Annotated in this window: 33 protein-coding genes; 32 read left to right on the top strand and 1 reads right to left on the bottom strand. The window is 61.8% G+C overall.

The genetic code is table 11. The annotated features are described in order from the left end of the window. Positions 1 to 90 precede the first annotated feature (90 nt). From rpsJ to AA309_RS00230, 23 genes are all read left to right on the top strand, one after another. Positions 91 to 399: a 30S ribosomal protein S10 gene (rpsJ, locus tag AA309_RS00340; protein ID WP_009764298.1), complete on the top strand. Its 309-nt coding sequence runs from the start codon at positions 91 to 93 to the stop codon at positions 397 to 399. A 47-nt stretch (positions 400 to 446) separates the two neighbouring features. Then, entirely contained in the window at positions 447 to 1175 is a 729-nt protein-coding gene (gene rplC, locus AA309_RS00335) for a 50S ribosomal protein L3 (protein WP_047186991.1), read from the top strand. Then, positions 1175 to 1795: a 50S ribosomal protein L4 gene (gene rplD, locus AA309_RS00330; RefSeq protein WP_047186990.1), complete on the top strand. Its 621-nt coding sequence runs from the start codon at positions 1175 to 1177 to the stop codon at positions 1793 to 1795. The genes rplC and rplD overlap by 1 nt, the downstream gene beginning before the upstream one ends. Beyond that, positions 1792 to 2088, top strand: a complete 297-nt coding sequence (locus AA309_RS00325) for a 50S ribosomal protein L23 (RefSeq protein WP_047186989.1) — start codon at positions 1792 to 1794, stop codon at positions 2086 to 2088. The genes rplD and AA309_RS00325 overlap by 4 nt, the downstream gene beginning before the upstream one ends. A 20-nt stretch (positions 2089 to 2108) precedes the next feature. Further along, on the top strand, positions 2109 to 2945 hold the full coding sequence (gene rplB, locus AA309_RS00320) for a 50S ribosomal protein L2 (protein WP_047186988.1): 837 nt from the start codon (positions 2109 to 2111) through the stop codon (positions 2943 to 2945). 15 nt (positions 2946 to 2960) lie between these two features. Then, positions 2961 to 3239 carry a 30S ribosomal protein S19 gene (gene rpsS, locus AA309_RS00315; protein ID WP_047186987.1) on the top strand — a complete coding sequence of 93 codons (279 nt, stop codon included), beginning with the start codon at positions 2961 to 2963 and terminating at the stop codon, positions 3237 to 3239. Position 3240: 1 nt separating this feature from the next. Next, on the top strand, positions 3241 to 3621 hold the full coding sequence (gene rplV, locus AA309_RS00310) for a 50S ribosomal protein L22 (protein ID WP_047186986.1): 381 nt from the start codon (positions 3241 to 3243) through the stop codon (positions 3619 to 3621). Between the two features lie 11 nt (positions 3622 to 3632). Then, positions 3633 to 4337, top strand: coding sequence for a 30S ribosomal protein S3 (gene rpsC / locus AA309_RS00305; protein WP_047186985.1), 705 nt, complete (start codon positions 3633 to 3635; stop codon positions 4335 to 4337). A 24-nt stretch (positions 4338 to 4361) separates the two neighbouring features. After that, entirely contained in the window at positions 4362 to 4775 is a 414-nt protein-coding gene (gene rplP / locus AA309_RS00300; RefSeq protein ID WP_047186984.1) for a 50S ribosomal protein L16, read from the top strand. A 12-nt stretch (positions 4776 to 4787) separates the two neighbouring features. Further along, positions 4788 to 5000 carry a 50S ribosomal protein L29 gene (rpmC, locus tag AA309_RS00295; RefSeq protein WP_047186983.1) on the top strand — a complete coding sequence of 71 codons (213 nt, stop codon included), beginning with the start codon at positions 4788 to 4790 and terminating at the stop codon, positions 4998 to 5000. A 12-nt stretch (positions 5001 to 5012) separates the two neighbouring features. Continuing rightward, a complete protein-coding gene (gene rpsQ / locus AA309_RS00290) occupies positions 5013 to 5252 on the top strand; it encodes a 30S ribosomal protein S17 (protein WP_047186982.1) in 240 nt (79 codons plus the stop codon). A gap of 163 nt (positions 5253 to 5415) precedes the next feature. After that, positions 5416 to 5784, top strand: a complete 369-nt coding sequence (gene rplN / locus AA309_RS00285; protein ID WP_009764309.1) for a 50S ribosomal protein L14 — start codon at positions 5416 to 5418, stop codon at positions 5782 to 5784. Continuing rightward, positions 5784 to 6101, top strand: coding sequence for a 50S ribosomal protein L24 (rplX, locus tag AA309_RS00280; RefSeq protein WP_047186981.1), 318 nt, complete (start codon positions 5784 to 5786; stop codon positions 6099 to 6101). The genes rplN and rplX overlap by 1 nt, the downstream gene beginning before the upstream one ends. Further along, a complete protein-coding gene (gene rplE / locus AA309_RS00275) occupies positions 6094 to 6660 on the top strand; it encodes a 50S ribosomal protein L5 (RefSeq protein ID WP_047186980.1) in 567 nt (188 codons plus the stop codon). Before rplX ends, rplE begins: the two co-directional genes overlap by 8 nt. A gap of 39 nt (positions 6661 to 6699) precedes the next feature. Further along, positions 6700 to 7005 carry a 30S ribosomal protein S14 gene (rpsN, locus tag AA309_RS00270; RefSeq protein WP_047186979.1) on the top strand — a complete coding sequence of 102 codons (306 nt, stop codon included), beginning with the start codon at positions 6700 to 6702 and terminating at the stop codon, positions 7003 to 7005. A gap of 15 nt (positions 7006 to 7020) precedes the next feature. Continuing rightward, a complete protein-coding gene (rpsH, locus tag AA309_RS00265) occupies positions 7021 to 7416 on the top strand; it encodes a 30S ribosomal protein S8 (RefSeq protein ID WP_047186978.1) in 396 nt (131 codons plus the stop codon). A gap of 37 nt (positions 7417 to 7453) precedes the next feature. Then, a complete protein-coding gene (rplF, locus tag AA309_RS00260; protein WP_047186977.1) occupies positions 7454 to 7987 on the top strand; it encodes a 50S ribosomal protein L6 in 534 nt (177 codons plus the stop codon). A gap of 12 nt (positions 7988 to 7999) precedes the next feature. Then, positions 8000 to 8362: a 50S ribosomal protein L18 gene (gene rplR / locus AA309_RS00255; protein WP_047186976.1), complete on the top strand. Its 363-nt coding sequence runs from the start codon at positions 8000 to 8002 to the stop codon at positions 8360 to 8362. Positions 8363 to 8485: 123 nt separating this feature from the next. After that, positions 8486 to 9055: a 30S ribosomal protein S5 gene (gene rpsE, locus AA309_RS00250; RefSeq protein WP_047186975.1), complete on the top strand. Its 570-nt coding sequence runs from the start codon at positions 8486 to 8488 to the stop codon at positions 9053 to 9055. 14 nt (positions 9056 to 9069) lie between these two features. Beyond that, positions 9070 to 9273: a 50S ribosomal protein L30 gene (gene rpmD, locus AA309_RS00245; RefSeq protein ID WP_047186974.1), complete on the top strand. Its 204-nt coding sequence runs from the start codon at positions 9070 to 9072 to the stop codon at positions 9271 to 9273. An 11-nt stretch (positions 9274 to 9284) separates the two neighbouring features. Continuing rightward, positions 9285 to 9758 carry a 50S ribosomal protein L15 gene (rplO, locus tag AA309_RS00240; RefSeq protein WP_047186973.1) on the top strand — a complete coding sequence of 158 codons (474 nt, stop codon included), beginning with the start codon at positions 9285 to 9287 and terminating at the stop codon, positions 9756 to 9758. A 204-nt stretch (positions 9759 to 9962) separates the two neighbouring features. Further along, the gene (gene secY, locus AA309_RS00235; RefSeq protein ID WP_047186972.1) at positions 9963 to 11297 is read left to right on the top strand and encodes a preprotein translocase subunit SecY; all 1335 of its coding nucleotides are present in this window, start codon (positions 9963 to 9965) and stop codon (positions 11295 to 11297) included. A gap of 60 nt (positions 11298 to 11357) precedes the next feature. After that, positions 11358 to 11939: an adenylate kinase gene (locus tag AA309_RS00230; RefSeq protein WP_047186971.1), complete on the top strand. Its 582-nt coding sequence runs from the start codon at positions 11358 to 11360 to the stop codon at positions 11937 to 11939. 31 nt (positions 11940 to 11970) lie between these two features. Here the strand turns inward: AA309_RS00230 and AA309_RS00225 are convergent, their stop codons facing one another. Then, the gene (locus AA309_RS00225; RefSeq protein ID WP_047186970.1) at positions 11971 to 12309 is read right to left on the bottom strand and encodes a DUF6968 family protein; all 339 of its coding nucleotides are present in this window, start codon (positions 12307 to 12309) and stop codon (positions 11971 to 11973) included. Between the two features lie 763 nt (positions 12310 to 13072). Between AA309_RS00225 and rpsM the strand changes: the two genes are divergently transcribed. From rpsM to AA309_RS00175, 9 genes are all read left to right on the top strand, one after another. Then, on the top strand, positions 13073 to 13441 hold the full coding sequence (gene rpsM, locus AA309_RS00215; protein ID WP_047186968.1) for a 30S ribosomal protein S13: 369 nt from the start codon (positions 13073 to 13075) through the stop codon (positions 13439 to 13441). Positions 13442 to 13520: 79 nt separating this feature from the next. Continuing rightward, the gene (gene rpsK, locus AA309_RS00210; RefSeq protein WP_047186967.1) at positions 13521 to 13910 is read left to right on the top strand and encodes a 30S ribosomal protein S11; all 390 of its coding nucleotides are present in this window, start codon (positions 13521 to 13523) and stop codon (positions 13908 to 13910) included. Positions 13911 to 14001: 91 nt separating this feature from the next. Next, a complete protein-coding gene (locus AA309_RS00205; RefSeq protein WP_200901910.1) occupies positions 14002 to 15024 on the top strand; it encodes a DNA-directed RNA polymerase subunit alpha in 1023 nt (340 codons plus the stop codon). Positions 15025 to 15145: 121 nt separating this feature from the next. After that, positions 15146 to 15568: a 50S ribosomal protein L17 gene (gene rplQ / locus AA309_RS00200; protein WP_047186966.1), complete on the top strand. Its 423-nt coding sequence runs from the start codon at positions 15146 to 15148 to the stop codon at positions 15566 to 15568. A 263-nt stretch (positions 15569 to 15831) separates the two neighbouring features. Beyond that, positions 15832 to 17238 carry a Do family serine endopeptidase gene (locus AA309_RS00195; RefSeq protein WP_047186995.1) on the top strand — a complete coding sequence of 469 codons (1407 nt, stop codon included), beginning with the start codon at positions 15832 to 15834 and terminating at the stop codon, positions 17236 to 17238. Further along, positions 17235 to 17681 carry a GNAT family N-acetyltransferase gene (locus tag AA309_RS00190; RefSeq protein ID WP_047186965.1) on the top strand — a complete coding sequence of 149 codons (447 nt, stop codon included), beginning with the start codon at positions 17235 to 17237 and terminating at the stop codon, positions 17679 to 17681. The genes AA309_RS00195 and AA309_RS00190 overlap by 4 nt, the downstream gene beginning before the upstream one ends. Beyond that, positions 17678 to 19000 (top strand): replication-associated recombination protein A, encoded by a 1323-nt coding sequence (locus AA309_RS00185; RefSeq protein ID WP_047186964.1) that lies wholly within the window; start codon positions 17678 to 17680, stop codon positions 18998 to 19000. The genes AA309_RS00190 and AA309_RS00185 overlap by 4 nt, the downstream gene beginning before the upstream one ends. Positions 19001 to 19003: 3 nt before the next feature. Next, complete coding sequence (gene crcB / locus AA309_RS00180; protein WP_047186963.1) at positions 19004 to 19390, top strand: fluoride efflux transporter CrcB; 387 nt, start codon at positions 19004 to 19006, stop codon at positions 19388 to 19390. A gap of 9 nt (positions 19391 to 19399) precedes the next feature. Continuing rightward, entirely contained in the window at positions 19400 to 19930 is a 531-nt protein-coding gene (locus AA309_RS00175; protein WP_052954407.1) for an alpha/beta fold hydrolase, read from the top strand. Positions 19931 to 19967: the final 37 nt, after the last annotated feature.

Here is a 19967-nt window from a genome sequence, read left to right as displayed (position 1 = left end):
TCGTCGCCGCCGTGATGGATTAATTAGAGAGGATCAATGGACAGCGGCCGGCCTCCGGCTCGGCCGCTTCCCTTGTTGAATGGATAAGCCATGAACGGTCAAAACATTCGTATTCGCCTTAAGGCGTTCGACCATCGGATCCTCGACGCTTCGACGCGTGAAATCGTGTCGACTGCGAAGCGGACCGGCGCCCAGGTTCGCGGGCCCATCCCGCTGCCGACGCGCATCGAGCGCTTTACGGTTCTTCGCTCGCCGCACATCGACAAGAAGTCGCGCGAGCAGTTCGAGATGCGCACTCACAAGCGTGTTCTCGATATCGTGGACCCCACCCCGCAGACGGTTGATGCTCTGATGAAGCTCGATCTCGCTGCTGGTGTGGACGTGGAAATCAAGCTCTAAGCCGTTGGGCTTGGAGCCTTCGGTAGACACGCCGAGAGGATACGCACATGCGCTCAGGCGTCATTGCACAGAAAGTCGGGATGACCCGCATCTTCACGGATGCTGGTGAGCATGTCCCGGTCACGGTTCTGAAGGTCGACAACTGCCAGGTTGTCGCCCACCGGACCAAGGAAAAGAACGGCTACACCGCGCTGCAGGTCGGCGTCGGCAAGGCCAAGGTAAAGAACGTTTCGAAGGCCGAGCGCGGACGTTTCGCCGTCGCTCAGGTCGAGCCGAAGCGCAAGCTCGCGGAGTTCCGCGTCTCCGAGGATGCTGTCATCCCCGTGGGCGCCGAGATCACCGCGGATCACTTCATTGCCGGTCAGTTCGTGGACGTCACGGGCATCACGACCGGTAAGGGCTTCGCCGGCGGTATGAAGCGCTGGAACTTCGGCGGTCTTCGCGCCTCGCACGGCGTGTCGGTCTCCCACCGCTCGATCGGTTCGACCGGCGGCCGCCAGGATCCGGGCAAGACGTTCAAGAACAAGAAGATGCCAGGTCACCTGGGTGTTGAGCGCGTCACCACGCAGAACCTGCGTGTCGTGTCGACCGACGTCGAGCGCGGTCTGATCCTCGTCGAAGGCGCCGTTCCCGGCGTTGCCGGCGGCTGGATCTTCGTTCGCGATGCGGTGAAGCGGAAGCTGCCGAAGGAAGTGCCGATGCCCGGCGCGTTCCGCTCGGCCAACGAAGCTGCACCGGCCCCCCAGGCTGAGCAGGCCCAAGAGGAGAATGCGTGATGAAGCTTGATGTCACCACGCTTGAGGGCGACAAGTCCGGCTCCGTCGAGCTGAACGAGGCCATCTTCGGTCTCGAGCCGCGCGCGGACCTGCTCGCCCGTTGCGTTCGCTGGCAGCTCGCGAAGCGCCAGGCCGGTACGCACGCCGTCAAGAATCGTTCGGACATCGACCGGACGACGAAGAAGGTCTACAAGCAGAAGGGTACCGGTAGCGCCCGTCACGGCGCTGCGAGCGCTCCTCAGTTCCGGGGCGGCGGTCGTGCGTTCGGTCCGCAGGTTCGTAGCCATGCTCACGACCTGCCGAAGAAGGTCCGCGCTCTTGCCCTGAAGCATGCGCTCTCGTCCAAGGCCAAGGAGGCTTCGCTCGTCGTTCTCGACGATGTGACGCTCTCCGAGCCCAAGACGAAGGCTCTCGTCGAGCGCTTCGGCAAGCTCGGCCTCGGCAACGCCCTGATCATCGGCGGCGCTGAGATCGAGACGAACTTCCAGCGGGCTGCTCGCAACATCCCGAACATCGACGTCCTGCCGGTGCAGGGCATCAACGTCTATGACATCCTGCGTCGCGAGAAGCTCGTTCTCACGAAGGCAGCTGTCGATGCGCTGGAGGCGCGCTTCAAATGAGCCTGGACCCGCGCCATTACGATGTGATCGTAAGCCCGGTCATCACCGAGAAGGCGACCGCTCTTTCCGAGCAGAACAAGGTCGTGTTCAAGGTGCGCCCGGATGCGACGAAGCCGCAGATCAAGGAAGCGGTTGAGAAGCTGTTCGATGTCAAGGTGAAGAGCGTCAACACGCTCGTCACCAAGGGCAAAGTGAAGTTGTTCCGCGGCACCCGCGGCCAGCGGTCGGACGTGAAGAAGGCGGTTGTGACCCTCGAAGAGGGCCAGACCATCGACGTCACGACGGGCCTCTGATCGGTTGAGAGAGTGATCCGATGGCTTTGAAAACGTTCAAACCAATCACCCCCGGCCTGCGCCAGCTGGTGATCGTCGACCGCAGCGAGCTCTACAAGGGCAAGCCGGTCAAGAAGCTGACGGAGGGCAAGACTTCCTCCGGCGGCCGTAACAATCTGGGTCGTGTGACCGTCCGCTTCCGTGGCGGTGGTCACAAGCGCACCCTGCGCCTGGTCGACTTCAAGCGTCGCGGCCGTATGGGCGATGTGGCGACCGTGGAGCGGATCGAGTACGATCCGAACCGCACTGCCTTCATCGCGCTCATCCGTTACGCCGACGGCGAGCAGTCCTACATCCTGGCCCCGCAGCGTCTGGCTGTCGGCGATCAGGTGTCGGCTGGCGAGCAGGTCGACATTAAGCCGGGTAACGCGATGCCGGTCGGCAACATGCCGGTGGGAACGATCATCCACAACGTCGAGCTGAAGATCGGCCGTGGCGGCGCTCTGGCCCGCTCTGCCGGTACCTATGCCCAGATCGTGGGTCGTGACCAGGGCTACGTGACGATCCGCCTGAACTCCGGCGAGCAGCGCATGGTCCATGGCCAGTGCTTCGCCAGCATCGGCGCGGTGTCGAACCCCGACCACATGAACACCTCGGTCGGTAAGGCGGGCCGCAACCGCTGGCTCGGCAAGCGTCCGCACAACCGCGGCGTCGCCATGAACCCGATCGACCACCCGCACGGTGGTGGTGAAGGTCGTACCTCCGGTGGCCGCCATCCGGTGTCGCCGTGGGGCGTTCCCACCAAGGGCAAGAAAACCCGTTCGAACAAGCGGACCGACAAGTTCATCGTGTCGAGCCGCCACGCTCGGAAGAAGTAAGGATAGAGGCACGTCATGGCACGTTCGCTTTGGAAGGGTCCGTTCGTCGACGGCTACCTCCTCAAGAAGGCCGAGGCTGCCCGTTCTTCGGGCCGCAACGAGGTCATCAAGATCTGGAGCCGCCGCTCCACGATCCTCCCGCAGTTCGTGGGCCTCACGTTCGGGGTCTACAATGGTCAGAAGCACATTCCCGTTCTCGTGAGCGAGGAAATGGTGGGTCACAAGTTCGGCGAGTTCTCGCCGACCCGCACTTTCCACGGCCACGCGGCGGACAAGAAGGCGAAGAGGAAGTAAGATGGGTAAGGCCGCGACTCCTCGCGCATTGAGCGACAACGAGGCTCAAGCCGTCGCTCGCATGCTGCGCGTCAGCCCCCAGAAGCTCAATCTTGTTGCGGCCCTTATCCGCGGCAAGAAGGTTTCTGCGGCTCTCGCCGATCTCGAGTTCTCCCGCAAGCGCATCGCTCGCGACGTGAAGAAGTGCCTCGAGAGCGCCATTGCTAACGCCGAGAATAACCACAACCTCGATGTGGACGATCTCGTCGTCAGCCAGGCATATGTCGGCAAGGCGCTCGTCATGAAGCGCTTCCACGCCCGGGCCCGTGGCCGGGGTGCTCGTATCGAAAAGCCGTTCTCGAACCTCACGATCGTGGTTCGGGAAGTTGCCGAACAGGCATAAAGGAGAACCAGATGGGTCAGAAAGTTAACCCGATCGGTCTTCGGCTCGGCATCAACCGGACCTGGGACTCGCGCTGGTTCGCCGGCAAGGGCGAGTACGCCAAGCTGATGCACGAGGACATGGCGATCCGCGAAGCTCTCATGAAGCAGCTGAAGCAGGCCGCCGTTTCGAAGATCGTCATCGAGCGTCCGCACAAGAAGTGCCGCGTCACCATTCACTCCGGTCGTCCGGGTGTGGTGATCGGCAAAAAGGGTGCCGACATCGAGAAGCTCCGCAAGACTGTCGCCAAGATGACGGACGCGGATGTGTCGATCAACATCGTCGAGGTCCGCAAGCCGGAAGTCGATGCCACCCTGGTGGCCGATTCGATCGCTCAGCAGCTCGAGCGTCGCGTCGCTTTCCGCCGCGCCATGAAGCGCGCCGTTCAGTCGGCGATGCGTCTGGGCGCCGAAGGCATCCGCATCAACTGCTCGGGCCGTCTGGGTGGCGCTGAAATCGCTCGCCTGGAGTGGTACCGCGAGGGCCGCGTTCCGCTGCACACCCTGCGTGCGGATGTCGATTACGGCGTGTCCACCGCGTACACCACCTATGGCACCTGCGGCATCAAGGTCTGGATCTTCAAGGGCGAAATCCTTGAGCACGATCCGATGGCCCAGGACAAGCGGATGAACGACGAAGGAGGCCGCTCTGGTGGCCGCCGCGAGCAGGTGGCGTAACCGAGAGGTCAGGAGAGGTTTGCCATGTTGCAACCGAAGAAAACCAAGTTCCGTAAGCAGTTCAAGGGCCGCATCTCCGGCACTGCGAAAGGCGGTACGGACCTCAACTTCGGCCAGTTCGGCCTGAAGGCGATGGAACCCGAGCGTATCAACGCTCGTCAGATCGAGGCGGCTCGCCGCGCCATCACCCGCGCCATGAAACGCGCGGGCCGGGTGTGGATTCGCATCTTCCCGGACGTGCCGGTTTCGACCAAGCCGACCGAAGTGCGTATGGGTAAGGGTAAGGGCGCTCCCGAATATTGGGCGGCCAAGGTGAAGCCCGGCCGTATCATGTTCGAGATCGACGGCGTGCCCGAGGACATCGCCCGCGAGGCGCTCCGTCTCGGCGCTGCCAAGCTCCCGATCAAGACGCGCTTCATCCAGCGCATTGCCGAGTAAGGAGAGGGAATCATGAAGTCCAAAGAGCGATTCTCTAACCTCAAGGCTATGTCCGCTGACCAGCTGTCGGACGAGCTGCTCAACCTCAAGAAGGAGCAGTTCAACCTTCGCTTCCAGCGCGCCACGGGCCAGCTCGAGAACACCGGACGCGTCCGTGAAGTCCGTCGGGACATCGCCCGCGTCAAGACGCTGCAGCGCCAGAAGGCCGTTGCGGCTAAGGCTTAAGAGGAAATCAAGATGCCGAAGCGCGTTTTGCAGGGCGTCGTTGTCAGCGATAAGCAGGACAAGACGGTCGTCGTGAAGGTGGAGCGTCGTTTCACGCACCCGGTTCTGAAGAAGACCGTGCGTAAGACGAAGAACTACCACGCTCATGACGAGAACAACACTGCCAAGGTGGGCGACACGGTCTTCATCGAAGAGACCAAGCCGTTCTCCAAACTCAAGACCTGGGTGCTCGTCGGCCAAGAGAAGGCCTAAAAGGCTTACTTTTGGGGTTGTCTAGCAGGGGCGGTTCGTGTATACGGCCGCCTCTCTCGACATTTGAAGGGCAGGGGACATCAGATCTCCGTCAGGCGTAGTCCGGGGGGCAATCGTGCCTTGACCCGGAAACCTGTCTGAAACAAAGGAAAGGATCAAAGCCATGATCCAGATGCAGACGAATCTTGACGTCGCCGATAACTCCGGCGCTCGTCGCGTGATGTGCATCAAGGTTCTCGGCGGTTCGAAGCGTAAGTACGCTTCCGTGGGCGATATCATCGTCGTATCCGTGAAAGAGGCTATTCCGCGCGGCCGCGTGAAGAAGGGCGATGTCATGAAGGCGGTCGTCGTGCGCACCGCCAAGGACATCCGTCGTGCTGACGGTTCGGTCATCCGTTTCGACCGCAATGCCGCCGTTCTGATCAACAATCAGAAAGAGCCGGTCGGCACCCGTATCTTCGGCCCCGTTCCGCGTGAACTGCGTGCCAAGAACCACATGAAGATCATTTCGCTTGCGCCGGAGGTGCTCTAATGGCCGCGAAGATCAAGAAGGGCGACAAGGTCGTCGTCCTGACCGGTCGCGACAAGGGCAAGACCGGTGAAGTCGTGCAGGTGCTCCCGAAGGAAGAGCGCGCGGTCGTCCGTGGCGTGAACCTGGTGAAGCGCCACCAGCGCCAGACGGCAAGCCAGGAGAGCGGGATCATCACCAAGGAAGCCCCGATCCATCTGTCGAACCTGGCCTATGCGGACCCGAAGGACGGCAAGCCGACCCGGGTTGGTTTCAAAGTTCTCGAAGACGGCCGCAAGGTCCGCTTCGCCAAGCGTTCGGGAGACCTGATCGATGGCTAAGGCTCAGGTGGACGGCTACACGCCGCGGCTGAAGAAGCACTACGAGGAAGTGGTGCGTCCGAAGCTCATTGAAGAATTCGGCTACAAGAACCCCATGGAAGTGCCGACGATCGAGAAGATCGTTCTCAACATGGGCGTTGGCGAGTCGACCGCTGACTCCAAGAAGGCTTCGGTCGCCGCTGCCGATCTCGCGCTCATCGCTGGTCAGAAGCCGGTGATCACGAAGGCCCGCAAGGCTATCTCGCAGTTCAAGGTCCGCGAGAACATGCCGATCGGCGCCAAGGTTACGCTCCGCAAGGTGCGTATGTACGAGTTCCTCGATCGTCTCGTCACCATCGCGCTTCCCCGCGTTCGCGACTTCCGTGGTCTGAACCCGCGGTCGTTCGATGGTCGCGGCAACTACGCGATGGGCATCAAGGAGCACTTGGTGTTCCCTGAGATCAACTACGACAAGGTAGAGCAGGTTTGGGGTATGGACGTCATCATCACGACGACGGCCAAGACCGACGAAGAAGCCCGCGCTCTGCTGCGTCACTTCAACTTCCCGTTCCGGCAGTGAGGATAGCTGTCCTCAGACGCGGACACTGGAGATAAAAGAATGGCTAAGAAAAGCGCTATTGAGAAGAACAAGCATCGTCGTCAGCTGGTGAAGAGGTTCGCCGGCCGTCGGGAGCGCCTGCTGGCGGTCGCCAACGACGAGTCGAAGAGCATGGAGGAGCGCTTCGAGGCGCGCCTTAAGCTCGCTGAGCTGCCGCGCAATGCGAGCCCGAGCCGCATCCGCAACCGTTGCGAGATCACGGGCCGTCCGCGCGCTTACTACCGCAAGCTCGGCATGTCGCGTATCGCTCTGCGCGAGCTCGGCAACAAGGGCCTGATCCCGGGCCTCGTGAAGTCCAGCTGGTAAGAGGGAGGGCATTATATGATCAACGATCCGTTGGGCGATATGCTCACTCGTATCCGCAACGCGCAGATGCGTCGTCGCGGCACTGTTACCACCCCTGGCTCGAAGCTCCGTGCCCGCGTTCTCGAGGTTCTGAAGAACGAAGGTTACATCCGTGACTACTCGCAGACCGAGTTCGGCAATGGCCGCACCGAGTTCTCGATCGAGTTGAAGTACTATGACGGTCAGCCGGTGATCCGCTCCATTGAGCGCGTCTCCAAGCCGGGCCGCCGCGTGTATGCCTCCGTCGACACCATGCCTCGCGTGGCCGACGGCCTCGGTGTCACCATTCTCTCGACGCCTCAGGGCGTGATGGCCGATCATGAGGCCCGTGAGAAGAACGTGGGCGGCGAAGTGCTCTGCAAGGTCTTCTAAGGCCGAAGCAACAGCACAGAACCACGGAGATTCCAGAATGTCACGAGTAGGCAAAAAGCCGGTTCCGGTTCCGTCGGGTGTGACGGCGACCGTTGACGGTCAGATGGTGAAGATGAAGGGCTCGAAGGGCGAACTCTCGTTCCTCGTTCCCGATGAAGTGTCGGTTGCTCTTGAGAATGGTGCTGTGACGGTGACGCCGCGCGACCAGTCCAAGACTGCTCGCGCCAAGTGGGGCCTCTCCCGCGCTCAGGTTGCTAACCTGGTGCAGGGTGTGTCCAACGGCTTCGAGAAGCGCCTCGAGATCAACGGCGTCGGCTACAAGGCCGCTGTCGCTGGCAAGGTGCTGAAGCTGTCGCTCGGCTACAGCCACGACATCGACTACGAAATCCCGGCCGGCATCACGATCACGACGCCCAAGCCCACCGAAGTCGTCGTCGCCGGCATCGACAAGCAGAAGGTCGGCCAGACCGCCGCCGAGATCCGCGAATATCGCGGTCCGGAGCCCTACAAGGGCAAGGGCGTCAAGTATTCCGACGAGTTCATCTTCCGCAAGGAAGGCAAGAAGAAGTAAGGACGACGTATCATGGCTGAGAAGAAAGGCGCTGAAGATCGCCGCAAGGCTCGTGTACGCCGTGCGATCAAGAAGGCCGCGAACGGACGCCCGCGTTTGTCGGTGTTCCGTTCGTCCAAGCAGATCTACGCCCAGGTTATCGATGACGAGCGCGGCGTGACCGTCGCTTCGGCATCGACGATCGAGAAGGATCTCCGCGGCAAGCTCAAGACCGGCGCCACCGTCGAGGCGGCAAAGGAAGTGGGCAAGCTCGTTGCCGAGCGCGCAGCCAAGGCTGGCGTGACGCAGGTGATCTTCGATCGCTCGGGCTATCTCTATCACGGCCGCGTCAAGGCTCTGGCCGACGCAGCCCGTGAAGGCGGTCTGGACTTCTAATTTTACGATAGTTCATGAGTGGGGCGGGGAGTGGTTTACCTCCCGCCCTGATCGTGCTTTACGGCGGGTATCGTATACAACCCTTAGCGAGCGGGCCCGCCGCCCGCGCAAGTGAGAGGTCTCATGGCAAGAGAACCTAGAGAACGTGCTGATCGCGAAGAGCGCGACAGCGAATTCGTGGATCGCCTGGTCCACATCAACCGCGTTGCCAAAGTCGTGAAGGGCGGCCGTCGCTTCGGCTTCGCTGCTCTCGTCGTCGTCGGCGACCAGAAGGGCCGCGTGGGCTTCGGCCACGGCAAGGCTCGTGAGGTTCCGGAAGCGATCCGCAAGGCCACCGACGCTGCGAAGCGTTCGATGATCCGCGTGTCGCTGCGCGAGGGCCGCACCCTGCATCACGACGTGAACGGCCGCCATGGCGCCGGCAAGGTCGTGCTGCGTGCTGCTCCCCAGGGTACCGGCATCATCGCCGGCGGTCCGATGCGCGCTGTCTTCGAGGCAGTCGGCATGCAGGACGTCGTGTCGAAGTCGCTCGGCTCGTCGAACCCCTACAACCTCGTTCGCGCGACCTTCGACGCGCTCAAGAACGAGGACAGCCCGCGCGCCGTGGCTGCTCGCCGTGGCCTGAAGGTCTCGACGCTGCAGGCTCGTCGCCGCGATGCTGATGCCAGCGCCGATGCCGGCGCTGACGTGTAAGGGAGGCTTCCACAATGGCAAAGAAGCCTGCTGCAGCAGCAACCATCACCGTTGAGCAGATCGGTTCGCCGATCCGCCGCGAGGCCAAGCAGCGCCAGACGCTGATCGGTCTCAAGCTCAACAAGCTTCATCGCACCTCGACCCTCGAAGACACGCCGGCTGTGCGCGGCATGATCGAGAAGGTCAAGCACCTCGTGCGCGTTGTCGACGGGCAGTGAGGAGAGCGATCATGAAACTGAACGAAATTCGTGACAACGAAGGTTCCACCAAGAACCGCATGCGCGTCGGCCGTGGTATCGGCTCGGGCAAGGGCAAGACCGGTGGCCGCGGCGTGAAGGGTCAGAAGGCCCGTACCGGCGTGGCGATCAAGGGCTTCGAAGGCGGTCAGATGCCTCTGCACCGTCGTCTGCCGAAGCGCGGCTTCAACAAGCCGAACGCCATTGACCTCAACGAGGTCAATGTCGGGCGTATTCAGCAGGCCGTCGAGGCCGGCAAGCTCGACCAGGCCGCTCCGGTCACGGTCGAGTCGCTGGTTGCCGCCGGTGTGGTCTCCAAGGCGCGCGACGGCGTGAAGATCCTCGGCGTCGGCGAACTCAAGGCCAAGCTGTCTTTCCAGGTCCATGGCGCGTCCAAGTCGGCCGTCGAGGCGATTGAGAAGGCGGGCGGCTCGGTGACCCTCCTGGGCGCCGTTGCACAGGCGTGAGCCTGAGCCCACATTAGCCGAGATCCAAGCGGCGGCCCGCGTCTGATCGCGTGGCCGCCGTTTGTGTGATGTGAGTTACGTAAGTTTCAGTTTGACTGCGCCCGATGAAGGCGCGATCAAGCTCCAGCCTTAAGATTTGCATGGTCCGTGCGGAGACGCCTCCGCTTCAGCGTCGACCATGCTTGGGTATTTCGGGGACGAAAAATGGCTTCAGCAGCCGAGCAACTCGCCGCAAACATCAATTTCGGTTCGATCGCCAAAGCCGAAGAATTGAAGAAGCGCATTTGGTTCACCCTCGGTGCGCTCATCGTGTACCGCCTCGGCACCTACATCCCGCTGCCCGGCATCAACCCGGAGGCTCTGGCCCAGAGCTTCCAGAACGCCAGCGGCGGCGTGCTGGGCCTGTTCAACATGTTCTCGGGCGGCGCCGTCGAGCGCATGGCGATCTTCGCCCTGAACATCATGCCCTACATCTCGGCCTCGATCATCGTCCAACTCCTCACTTCCGTTCTTCCCTCCCTTGAGGCTCTGAAGAAGGAAGGCGAGGCGGGGCGCAAGATCCTGAACCAGTACACGCGCTATCTCACGGTGTTCCTGGCGGTCTTCCAGTCCTGGGGTATTGCGGTCGGCCTGCAGAGTTCGGGCAACATCGTGCTGACGCCTGGCCCCTTCTTCCTGATCTCCACGGTCATCACGCTGACCGGCGGCACCATGTTCCTCATGTGGCTGGGTGAGCAGATCACGTCGCGCGGCATCGGTAACGGCACCTCGCTCATTATCTTCGCGGGTATCGTGGCGAATCTGCCGACCGCGATTGCCGGTACGCTTGAGCTCGGCCGTCAGGGTGCGATCTCCACGGGCCTGATCCTCGGCGTGATCGTGATGGCTGTCGCCATCATCTACTTCGTGGTTTTCATGGAGCGCGCCCAGCGCCGCTTGCTCATCAATTACCCGAAGCGCCAAGTCGGCAACCGCATGTACGAGGGGCAGACCTCGTTCCTGCCGCTCAAGCTGAACACCTCGGGCGTGATTCCGCCGATCTTCGCGTCTTCGCTGCTCCTGCTGCCGGCCACCATTGCGAGCTTCCAGAGCAGTGATGGCACAGGCATCGTCGCGATGCTTACGGCCTATCTCGGTCATGGGCGCCCAGCCTACATGTTCCTTTATGCGGCCCTGATCGTCTTCTTTGCCTTCTTCTACACGGCGATCGTGTTCAACCCGACCGAGACCGCGGACAATCTGAAGAAGCAGGGTGGCTTCATTCCGGGCATTCGTCCCGGTGAACGGACGGCCGACTTTATCGATCAGGTGTTGACTCGCATCACGGTTCTCGGTGCAGCTTACCTCGTCATCATCTGCCTGATTCCAGAGCTTCTGGTCTCGTACGCGGCTTTGCCATTCTACTTTGGCGGCACTTCGCTTCTGATCGTTGTGTCTGTTACCATGGACACCGTCGCTCAGGTGCACGGCCACCTTCTGGCTCACCAGTACGAGGGCCTCGTCAAGAAGGCGAAGCTCAAGGGCGCGCGGCGGCGGTAAAGAATTGGGTTTCTCGCTGGGCAAGGCGGGAAACCCTTTAAATTGAGGAGGGGAACGTCGATGAGGATCATCCTGCTGGGGCCGCCTGGGGCCGGTAAAGGGACCCAGGCTGTACGCCTGGTCGAGCGTCTGGGGATTCCCCAGCTGTCGACCGGCGACATGCTCCGCGCAGCGGTGGCTGCCGGCACGCCGGTGGGTCTCAAGGCCAAGGCCGTCATGGATCGGGGCGAGCTGGTTTCCGACGATATCGTCGTCGGGATCATCGCCGACCGGATCGAGGAGTCCGACGCCAAGAAGGGCTTCATCCTCGACGGCTTCCCGAGGACCGTGGCTCAAGCCGAGGCGTTCGACGCCATGCTGGCCCAGAAAGGCCTCGAACTCGATGCCGTCGTCGAGTTCAAGGTCAACGAGGACGAGCTTGTCGGCCGCATCGTGAAGCGTGCCCAGGAATGCGAAGCCCGCGGCGAGCAGGTCCGCAAGGACGACAACCCGGAAATCTTCAAGACCCGTCTCGAGGCCTACCGGGCCCAGACGGCGCCGCTCTCCGCCTATTATCAGGGCAAGGGCATGCTGAAGACCGTCGACGGCATGAAGCCGATCGACGAGGTGACGGAGGCGGTCAGGGAAATCCTTGGACGGTGACGCTCAAGCCTCACCGTTTTATTATGTGAGCCTATCCGTCGAATCGCTTGTCGTCACCGACGAGCAGATTCCGGGCACTTTTCGGGACGGGGAAGCCGTAGCCGCTTCCGGAGTTTTCGAAGTACAGCCGTCCTGCCTTATGATAGTCGCTGAAGTAAATATCGCTGCCTATCTTCTGCATGGTGTGCCAGATCGCTTGGAATTGGTCGACACCGTAGCCTTTGCTGGCGTAAGTCCCGTCAGGCCACCCTATAGTGTAGCGACACCACCAATGCTTGTCGCTGCCTTCCGGCGCAAAAAGACAAACGGGTACTTTGAGGGTGTCTTTGCTTGCGGTTACAAAAGTAAGGTCCCTGTGCGCAATAAGCATTGCTAGTCTCAATAATTGAGTGGTGGGATCGGGTGGCCCTTTTCACATGCGATCTTCCTGACCATAGCCTGCATGTAGCAAGATCTCAGGCCGACCATTTTGCACTGAAATATGTCTCGATCGTACTGCTCTTCGCATTGAGCCAAGGTTCTCTTTTGAAGCAACAGTAAGTCGGCCAGGGCTTTCTTGCGCTCTGCTGCCATCTGAGCCAGCGTTCGTCTCGCGAGACCCTAGAGAGGGGAGGGACGAGTTCGAAGAGCTGCCGCTCGTCCACCGGCCACCTCCAGAGGAGCCCGCAGGAATGCGTGGCTGATTAGGATCATATCGGCGCTCAAGGACTTGGCTTATGCGAAGGTCGATGGCTCTGCCTGAGGGAAGCGAGGCGACATCTCAGCGAGAGCAAATTGCTTTTGGAGCAAAGGGGCTGATTCATTCAAAATAACCTTAGTCAACCCTCTGAGCTTGGCGGTTTTAAGGAATACTGGTAAGAACAAAGAGAGAACATGAGCGCGGTGCGGCTCTCGAAGCAGGGTCTCTCATCATCAGAGCCGCCCAACCTCTTGACTTCTCAAAAAGAGTTGACGTAGCGCCAGAAAGAGGCTAAGTGGCAGCCCTTGCATCAGAATGCATTCGGTTCTGAGGGCTTCGGAAGGAGTCGCTCGGGCCGTTTTCTTTTGCATAAATAACCCGCGCAGGGGCCGGCCTCCACCGGACGCGCGAAACATCAACAGAAGCTCAGGCTTCGACCACATGGAGACGGACGATGGCCCGTATTGCAGGCGTCAACATCCCGACCGCTAAGCGCGTTGTAATCGCGCTTCAGTATATCCACGGCATTGGGCCCAAGAAGGCTCAGGAGATCATCGAGAAGGTCAACATCCCGGCCGAGCGCCGCGTGAACCAGCTGACCGACGCCGAAGTTCTGGCCATCCGCGAAACCATCGACCGTGACTACATGGTGGAAGGTGACCTTCGCCGCGAAGTGTCCATGAACATCAAGCGCCTGATGGATCTCGGTGCTTACCGTGGCCTGCGTCACCGCCGCAGCCTGCCGGTTCGCGGTCAGCGCACCCACACGAACGCCCGCACCCGCAAGGGCAAGGCGAAGCCGATCGCCGGCAAGAAGAAGTAAGTTTTTATCGGCCACCCGGATCGGGTGGCCCTTTCTCCCGAGCGCCTGGCATGACGGGCGCGTTTGAAGGATCTTTGGAATGGCTAAAGAAGCGACCCGCGTCCGCCGCCGCGAACGCAAGAACATCGTCTCCGGCGTGGCGCACGTGAACGCCTCGTTCAACAACACCATGATCACCATCACCGATGCCCAGGGCAACACGATCTCGTGGTCCTCGGCTGGCGCGATGGGTTTCAAGGGTTCGCGTAAGTCGACCCCGTACGCTGCGCAGGTTGCGGCTGAAGACGCCGCCCGCAAGGCTTCCGAGCATGGCATGCGCACCCTCGAAGTCGAGGTGTCCGGCCCCGGCTCGGGCCGCGAGTCCGCGCTGCGCGCCCTTCAGTCGGCCGGCTTCACCGTCACCTCGATCCGTGACGTGACGCCGATCCCGCACAACGGCTGCCGCCCGCGCAAGCGTCGCCGCGTCTAATCAAGATCATCCGGCGCGTGGGCCACGGCCCGCGCGCATTCCGGTTTAGGGCCGGCTTTGAAGCCGCCCTTCGAGCGGTACCTCAAGAGGTGTGGTTGTGATCCAAAAGAACTGGCAAGAGCTGATTAAGCCGAACAAGCTCGAAGTCGCCCCCGGTGATGATCCGAAGCGCATTGCGACGGTCGTGGCCGAGCCGCTCGAGCGTGGTTTCGGCACGACGCTCGGCAACTCGCTGCGTCGCGTTCTCCTGTCGTCGCTCCAGGGCGCCGCTGTGACGTCGATCCATATCGACGGCGTGCTGCATGAGTTCTCGTCTATCCCGGGCGTCCGCGAGGACGTGACGGACATCGTCCTCAACGTGAAGGCAATCGCCATCAAGATGCAGGGCGAAGGCCCGAAGCGTATGACGCTTCGCAAGACCGGCCCCGGTGCTGTCACCGCTGGCGATATCAACACGGTCGGCGATGTGCAGATCCTGAATCCTGAGCTGGTGCTCTGCACCCTCGACGAGGGCGCCGAGATCCGCATGGAGTTCACGGTCGATACCGGCAAGGGCTACGTCCCGGCCGAGCGCAACCGCGCGGAGGATGCTCCGATCGGCCTCATCCCGGTCGACTCCCTCTACAGCCCGGTGAAGAAGGTGTCGTACCGCATCGAGAACACCCGCGAGGGCCAGATTCTCGACTACGACAAGCTCATCATGACGGTCGAGACCAATGGTGCCGTGTCGCCTGAGGATGCCGTGGCCTATGCCGCCCGCATCCTGCAGGACCAGCTCCAGGTCTTCGTCAACTTCGAAGAGCCGCGCAAGGAAGAGACGGCTGCCGCTGCTCCGCAGCTGCCGTTCAATCCGGCCCTGCTCAAGAAGGTCGACGAGCTCGAGCTGTCGGTCCGTTCGGCCAACTGCCTGAAGAACGACAACATCGTCTACATCGGCGACCTCATCCAGAAGTCCGAGGCGGAAATGCTCCGCACCCCGAACTTCGGTCGCAAGTCGCTCAACGAGATCAAGGAAGTTCTGGCCGGCATGGGCCTGCATCTCGGCATGGACGTGCCGGGCTGGCCGCCGGAGAACATCGAAGATCTCGCGAAGCGCTTCGAAGAGCACTACTAAGTTCCTTGAAGCCGCCTTCTCGAACGGAAGACGGCTTCAAACCTGCCCCGCTGGAAAAAGCGGATCATAAGAGAGACGGCCGTACCTTGGCACGGCGGCCGCAAGATCTAGGAGAGAGCCAATGCGTCACGGATTCCGTGGTCGTCGTTTCAACCGCACGACCGAGCACCGCAAAGCAATGTTCGCCAATATGGCGACTGCGCTGATCAAGCACGAGCAGATCGTTACCACGCTGCCGAAGGCCAAGGACCTCCGTCCAGTCGTCGAGAAGCTGATCACGCTCGGCAAGCGCGGTGACCTGCACGCCCGCCGTCAGGCCATGTCCAAGCTGCGCGACGAGGCCATGGTCAAGAAGCTGTTCGACGTTCTTGGCGCTCGCTACAAGGACCGCAACGGCGGCTATACCCGCGTTCTCAAGGCCGGCTTCCGCTACGGCGACAATGCCCCGATGGCCGTTATCGAGTTCGTTGACCGCGACGTCGATGCGCGCGGCCAGGATTCCGGTCCGACCCAGAAGGAAGAGATCGTCGAGGCCGCTGAGTAATCCCTCGGTTCTCGTCTGACCTCATCAAGGGCGGTCCTTCGGGCCGCCCTTTTCTCTTGTGAGAGGGGCCGCCTGCTCCGATCCTTGGAACTTGGTGTTTTCCGTGCTGCGTTCCAGAGCATCGGCCCTGAAAGTGGACTTGCACTTTTGCGGCCAAGCCGATGCTCCTTTTTAAGCGGCGCATCGTTCGATGCGGAAAACCGGGTCCACTTTTCCGCTTGATGCGCTATCGGTTATCGCCGTTGTTGAAGGGATTCGCCGCCATGCGCTTTTCTCCGTTCCGTCTGTCGATCATCGCTGTCGTCCTGGCTCTCGGGGTAGGGGGCGCCACGGCGCAGACTCAGCGGGTGGTGCCTGAGAGCAAGGCCCAAGTGCAGCTCTCCTTTGCTCCCATCGTCCGCCAGACCGCAGGGGCGGTGGTCAATGTCTATGCCAGCCGGTCCGTGCGCCGGCAGAACACGGCCATGGAGGAGTATTTCCGCCGCTTCTTCGGAGAGGACACGCCGGGCGTTCCGCGCGGGCGGTCTCAGAGTTCCCTCGGCTCGGGCGTGATTGTCGATCCCGCAGGCCTCGTGATCACCAACAACCATGTCATCGAGAACATGAACGAGGTGAAGGTGGCGCTCGCCGACCGACGCGAGTTCGAGGCGGACATCGTTCTGCGGGACCCGCGCACCGACATCGCCGTGCTCAGGCTGAAGGGCGCCACAAATCTCCAGGCGGTCGAGCTGGGTGACTCGGAAGCCCTCCAAGTCGGCGATATCGTGCTTGCCATCGGCAATCCCTTCGGTGTCGGGCAGACGGTGACCCAAGGCATCGTCTCCGCCCTGGCGCGTACGCAGGTAGGCATTTCCGATTACCAGTTCTTCATTCAGACCGACGCCGCCATCAATCCGGGCAATTCGGGCGGTGCGCTCATCGACATGAATGGACGCGTCGTGGGCATCAACACGGCCATCTATTCCCGCTCCGGCGGCAGCATAGGCATCGGATTTGCTGTGCCGTCCAGCATGGTGCGGGTAGTGCTGAATTCGGCCAAGGGTGGCGCGCAGAACGTGGTGCGTCCGTGGATCGGCGCGCGTCTCCAGCCGGTCGATGGGGATATCGCCACTGGCCTTGGCCTGGAGCGTCCGACAGGCGTTCTCGTCACCTCCGTCTACGAAAAGGGGCCCGCCGCCGAGGCTGGCCTCAAGCGGGGCGACGTCATCCTCGCGGTCGATGGTCAGCCGGTCGATAACCCGGATTCCTTCGGCTATCGCTTCACCCTCAAGGGCACGCAGGGGCAGGCTCCGGTGACCGTCCTTCGCGGCGGCAAGCAAAGCACGCTTCAGGTCAGGCTCATGCCTCCGCCGGAAGTTCCACCGCGCGATCCGGTTCGCGGCCGTACGCGCACCCCGTTTGCGGGCGCGACCCTCGTCAACATTTCGCCGGCCGTGGCTGACGAACTTCAGATCGATGTTGCCGATGAGGGCGTCGTGATTGCCGATCTCGACGAGCGCAGCGTTGCAGGCAGCATCGGTTTCGAAAAGGGTGATCTGATCGTTGCGATCAATGGCGAACGGGTGCCCTCCACGAAGGAGGCCGAGCGCCTGATCGACCGGGCTGGTGGCTATTGGGAGATTACGGTCAATCGCGGCGGCCGGGTCTTCACGACGGTACTCGGCCGATGAGCGGATGGTCGATCTCGAACACGCTCTCGCCGGATGAGATCGATACGGCTTATGGTTGGATCTCGACGGAGAGCTATTGGGCCAAAGGCTTGCCGCGCGCGTTCTTCGAGCGCTCCGTGGCGAATTCCCTGTGCTTTGCGCTGCGCGATGCCGCCGGGGACTTGCGGGGCTTTGCCCGTGTCGTGACCGACAGGGCTACCTTTGCCTATCTCTGTGATGTCTTCGTTTGCGCCAGCACACGCGGGCAGGGGGCAGGGAAGGTGCTGATGAGCGCCATCATGGAGCATCCGGAGCTCCAGAGCCTGCGCCGCTGGATGCTGGCGACGCGTGATGCCCATGGTCTTTATGCCCAATATGGCTTTTCGCCCCTGGAAAATCCGGAAAGACTCATGGCGCGACTGGACCAGGACATCTATGCGCGCCTAAGCTCGCAAGGATCATGAGCGACCTGTTTTCATCCGCCGGTCTCGATCAGAGCGCCCCTCGGCCTCTGGCGGATCGAATGCGGCCTCAGAAGCTGTCCGAGGTCGTGGGGCAGGAGCACCTGGTCGGGCCAGACGGTATCCTGACCCGGCTCATTGCCTCGAAGTCTCTCGGATCCCTGATCTTCTGGGGGCCGCCCGGCACCGGCAAGACCACGGTCGCGCGGCTACTGGCCCATGAGACCGACCTGCACTTCGACCAGATCTCGGCGATCTTCTCCGGCGTTGCCGATCTCAAGAGGGTCTTCGAGGCCGCCCGTCAGCGCCGGTTGCTGGGCAAGGGCACGCTGCTGTTTGTCGACGAGATTCATCGCTTCAACCGCGCCCAGCTCGATGCCTTCCTGCCTGTGATGGAAGACGGCACGATCACGCTGGTGGGCGCGACGACCGAGAACCCATCCTTCGAACTGAATGCGGCGCTTCTCTCCCGCGCGCGGGTGCTTCTCTTCAAGTCCCTCGATGAAGAGGCGATTGAAAAGATTCTGACGCGAGCGGAGGAGATCACGGGCAAGAAGCTGCCGCTCGATGAGGAGGCCCGCGCCTCGCTCGTGCGGATGGCCGATGGTGATGGTCGTGCCGTGCTGACGCTGGCCGAAGAGGTCTGGCGTTCGGCCAAGCCAGACGAGATCTTTAATGCCGAGCAGCTGCAGGAGATCATCCAGCGTCGTGCGCCGATTTACGACAAGGGGCAGGAAGGGCATTACAATCTCATTTCCGCGCTCCACAAGACCATTCGCGGCTCGGACCCGGATGCGGCGCTCTATTACCTCGCGCGCATGCTCGATGCCGGTGAGGATCGACTTTTCATCGCGCGCCGCCTCGTTCGCGCGGCGGTGGAGGATATCGGCCTTGCCGATCCGCAGGCACTCGTGATTGCGAACGCCGCAAAGGATGCCTTCGATTTTCTCGGCTCGCCCGAAGGCGAGCTCGCGCTTGCACAGGCGACTGTCTATCTTGCCACTGCGCCGAAATCGAACGCGCTCTACACGGCCTACAAGGCAGCAACAGCGGTGGCGAAGGAGCATGGCTCTCTCATGCCGCCCAAGACGATCCTCAATGCGCCGACCAAGCTCATGAAGAAGATCGGCTATGGCGCAAGCTATCGTTACGACCATGACGAGCCGGATGCCTTCTCGGGTCAGGATTATTGGCCCGAGAAACTCGGACGTCAGCATTTCTACGGGCCTGTCGATCGCGGCTTCGAGCGCGAGGTGAAGAAGCGCCTCGATTGGTGGGAGAAGCTTCGTCGCGAGCGACGCGGCGAAGACGATCAGGACTAAATCATGCAGGCCTACATCATCGTCTTCCTCGGTGCCGGCATCGGCGGCGCGCTCCGTCACGGGATCAATCTCGGCTGCGCACGTTACTGCGGGACCGCCTTTCCCTACGGCACGCTGACGGTGAACGTGGTGGGGTCATTCCTCATGGGTGCCATTGCCGGATGGCTCGCCTTCAAGGCCGGCGAGGGGTGGAGTCAGCATATGCGCCTCTTCCTCACCACCGGAATGCTCGGCGGCTTCACCACCTTCTCAGCCTTCTCCCTCGATGCGTTGCTGATCTGGGAGCGGGGCGAGATGGGGTTGGCGTTCGGCTATGTGGCGGCATCCGTCGTCCTGTCCATCGCAGGCCTTGCGGCTGGGCTGGCGCTCGTGCGGACGCTTGCCGCTTAAGGCCCTCGCGTGAAGTGCATCGTCCTTACCGACATCAACCGCCTGCCGTCGCGGGAAACGTGCTTTCTGTCCGGTCTGAGGGGCTCGATTTCTGTCGAGCGAGTTGGGCTAGGGGAGCTTCTCGGCGTTCCTCAGCGCGATGAGGAACTCTACCGCTCTCTGGTCCAAGGCGGCTTCGATGCGGCAGCGGCCAAGGTGGTCGAGCGGTTCGGGGATGCGGAGATCGGGTTGGGCTACAGCTCTGGAGGGGCGGTTCTCTGGAAAAGCGTTCTGCATGGCCTTTGCCTGAAACGGCTTGCCTGCATCTCCTCCACGCGACTGAGGGATGAAGATCCGCATGCGATGACGATCCCGGCCCTTACGGTCTTTGGGGATCAGGATGCCTCCCGACCGACAACCTCCTGGGGTGAGGGGAGCCGCCTGGACAGGCTTCTTCTCCGGGGAGCTGGACATTCGTTCTATGCGGAGAAGGATGCGAATTGGGTGACGTGTCGCGAGGCGGTGCTGAACTTTCTGCGCCCTTGCGATGTTGAGGTTTAAACTCCTCCGCAGGCTCAACGTCGATTGCCGCAAAGGC

Origin of the sequence: Microvirga vignae (genome assembly GCF_001017175.1) — a bacterium.
GTDB lineage: Bacteria > Pseudomonadota > Alphaproteobacteria > Rhizobiales > Beijerinckiaceae > Microvirga > Microvirga vignae.
Note: the sequence above shows the minus strand (reverse complement) of the source record. Positions and strands in the feature narration are given on the sequence as shown.

Excerpts from the sequence above, each read along its gene's own strand:
- rpmD (WP_047186974.1), top strand. The coding sequence starts at position 9,070 with ATGGCAAAGAAGCCTGCTGCAGCAGCAACCATCACCGTTGAGCAGATC.
- AA309_RS00230 (WP_047186971.1), top strand. The coding sequence starts at position 11,358 with ATGAGGATCATCCTGCTGGGGCCGCCTGGGGCCGGTAAAGGGACCCAG.
- rplQ (WP_047186966.1), top strand. The coding sequence starts at position 15,146 with ATGCGTCACGGATTCCGTGGTCGTCGTTTCAACCGCACGACCGAGCAC.
- rplE (WP_047186980.1), top strand. The coding sequence starts at position 6,094 with ATGGCTAAGGCTCAGGTGGACGGCTACACGCCGCGGCTGAAGAAGCAC.
- rplF (WP_047186977.1), top strand. The coding sequence starts at position 7,454 with ATGTCACGAGTAGGCAAAAAGCCGGTTCCGGTTCCGTCGGGTGTGACG.
- AA309_RS00185 (WP_047186964.1), top strand. The coding sequence starts at position 17,678 with ATGAGCGACCTGTTTTCATCCGCCGGTCTCGATCAGAGCGCCCCTCGG.
- rplB (WP_047186988.1), top strand. The coding sequence starts at position 2,109 with ATGGCTTTGAAAACGTTCAAACCAATCACCCCCGGCCTGCGCCAGCTG.
- crcB (WP_047186963.1), top strand. The coding sequence starts at position 19,004 with ATGCAGGCCTACATCATCGTCTTCCTCGGTGCCGGCATCGGCGGCGCG.
- rpsH (WP_047186978.1), top strand. The coding sequence starts at position 7,021 with ATGATCAACGATCCGTTGGGCGATATGCTCACTCGTATCCGCAACGCG.
- rpsJ (WP_009764298.1), top strand. The coding sequence starts at position 91 with ATGAACGGTCAAAACATTCGTATTCGCCTTAAGGCGTTCGACCATCGG.
- rplO (WP_047186973.1), top strand. The coding sequence starts at position 9,285 with ATGAAACTGAACGAAATTCGTGACAACGAAGGTTCCACCAAGAACCGC.
- rplV (WP_047186986.1), top strand. The coding sequence starts at position 3,241 with ATGGGTAAGGCCGCGACTCCTCGCGCATTGAGCGACAACGAGGCTCAA.
- rplN (WP_009764309.1), top strand. The coding sequence starts at position 5,416 with ATGATCCAGATGCAGACGAATCTTGACGTCGCCGATAACTCCGGCGCT.
- AA309_RS00225 (WP_047186970.1), bottom strand. The coding sequence starts at position 12,309 with ATGCTTATTGCGCACAGGGACCTTACTTTTGTAACCGCAAGCAAAGAC.
- AA309_RS00195 (WP_047186995.1), top strand. The coding sequence starts at position 15,832 with ATGCGCTTTTCTCCGTTCCGTCTGTCGATCATCGCTGTCGTCCTGGCT.
- rplX (WP_047186981.1), top strand. The coding sequence starts at position 5,784 with ATGGCCGCGAAGATCAAGAAGGGCGACAAGGTCGTCGTCCTGACCGGT.
- rpsE (WP_047186975.1), top strand. The coding sequence starts at position 8,486 with ATGGCAAGAGAACCTAGAGAACGTGCTGATCGCGAAGAGCGCGACAGC.
- rplD (WP_047186990.1), top strand. The coding sequence starts at position 1,175 with ATGAAGCTTGATGTCACCACGCTTGAGGGCGACAAGTCCGGCTCCGTC.
- rpsQ (WP_047186982.1), top strand. The coding sequence starts at position 5,013 with ATGCCGAAGCGCGTTTTGCAGGGCGTCGTTGTCAGCGATAAGCAGGAC.
- rplP (WP_047186984.1), top strand. The coding sequence starts at position 4,362 with ATGTTGCAACCGAAGAAAACCAAGTTCCGTAAGCAGTTCAAGGGCCGC.
- rpsM (WP_047186968.1), top strand. The coding sequence starts at position 13,073 with ATGGCCCGTATTGCAGGCGTCAACATCCCGACCGCTAAGCGCGTTGTA.
- AA309_RS00190 (WP_047186965.1), top strand. The coding sequence starts at position 17,235 with ATGAGCGGATGGTCGATCTCGAACACGCTCTCGCCGGATGAGATCGAT.
- rplR (WP_047186976.1), top strand. The coding sequence starts at position 8,000 with ATGGCTGAGAAGAAAGGCGCTGAAGATCGCCGCAAGGCTCGTGTACGC.
- rpsK (WP_047186967.1), top strand. The coding sequence starts at position 13,521 with ATGGCTAAAGAAGCGACCCGCGTCCGCCGCCGCGAACGCAAGAACATC.
- rpsN (WP_047186979.1), top strand. The coding sequence starts at position 6,700 with ATGGCTAAGAAAAGCGCTATTGAGAAGAACAAGCATCGTCGTCAGCTG.
- secY (WP_047186972.1), top strand. The coding sequence starts at position 9,963 with ATGGCTTCAGCAGCCGAGCAACTCGCCGCAAACATCAATTTCGGTTCG.
- rplC (WP_047186991.1), top strand. The coding sequence starts at position 447 with ATGCGCTCAGGCGTCATTGCACAGAAAGTCGGGATGACCCGCATCTTC.
- AA309_RS00325 (WP_047186989.1), top strand. The coding sequence starts at position 1,792 with ATGAGCCTGGACCCGCGCCATTACGATGTGATCGTAAGCCCGGTCATC.
- rpsS (WP_047186987.1), top strand. The coding sequence starts at position 2,961 with ATGGCACGTTCGCTTTGGAAGGGTCCGTTCGTCGACGGCTACCTCCTC.
- rpsC (WP_047186985.1), top strand. The coding sequence starts at position 3,633 with ATGGGTCAGAAAGTTAACCCGATCGGTCTTCGGCTCGGCATCAACCGG.
- rpmC (WP_047186983.1), top strand. The coding sequence starts at position 4,788 with ATGAAGTCCAAAGAGCGATTCTCTAACCTCAAGGCTATGTCCGCTGAC.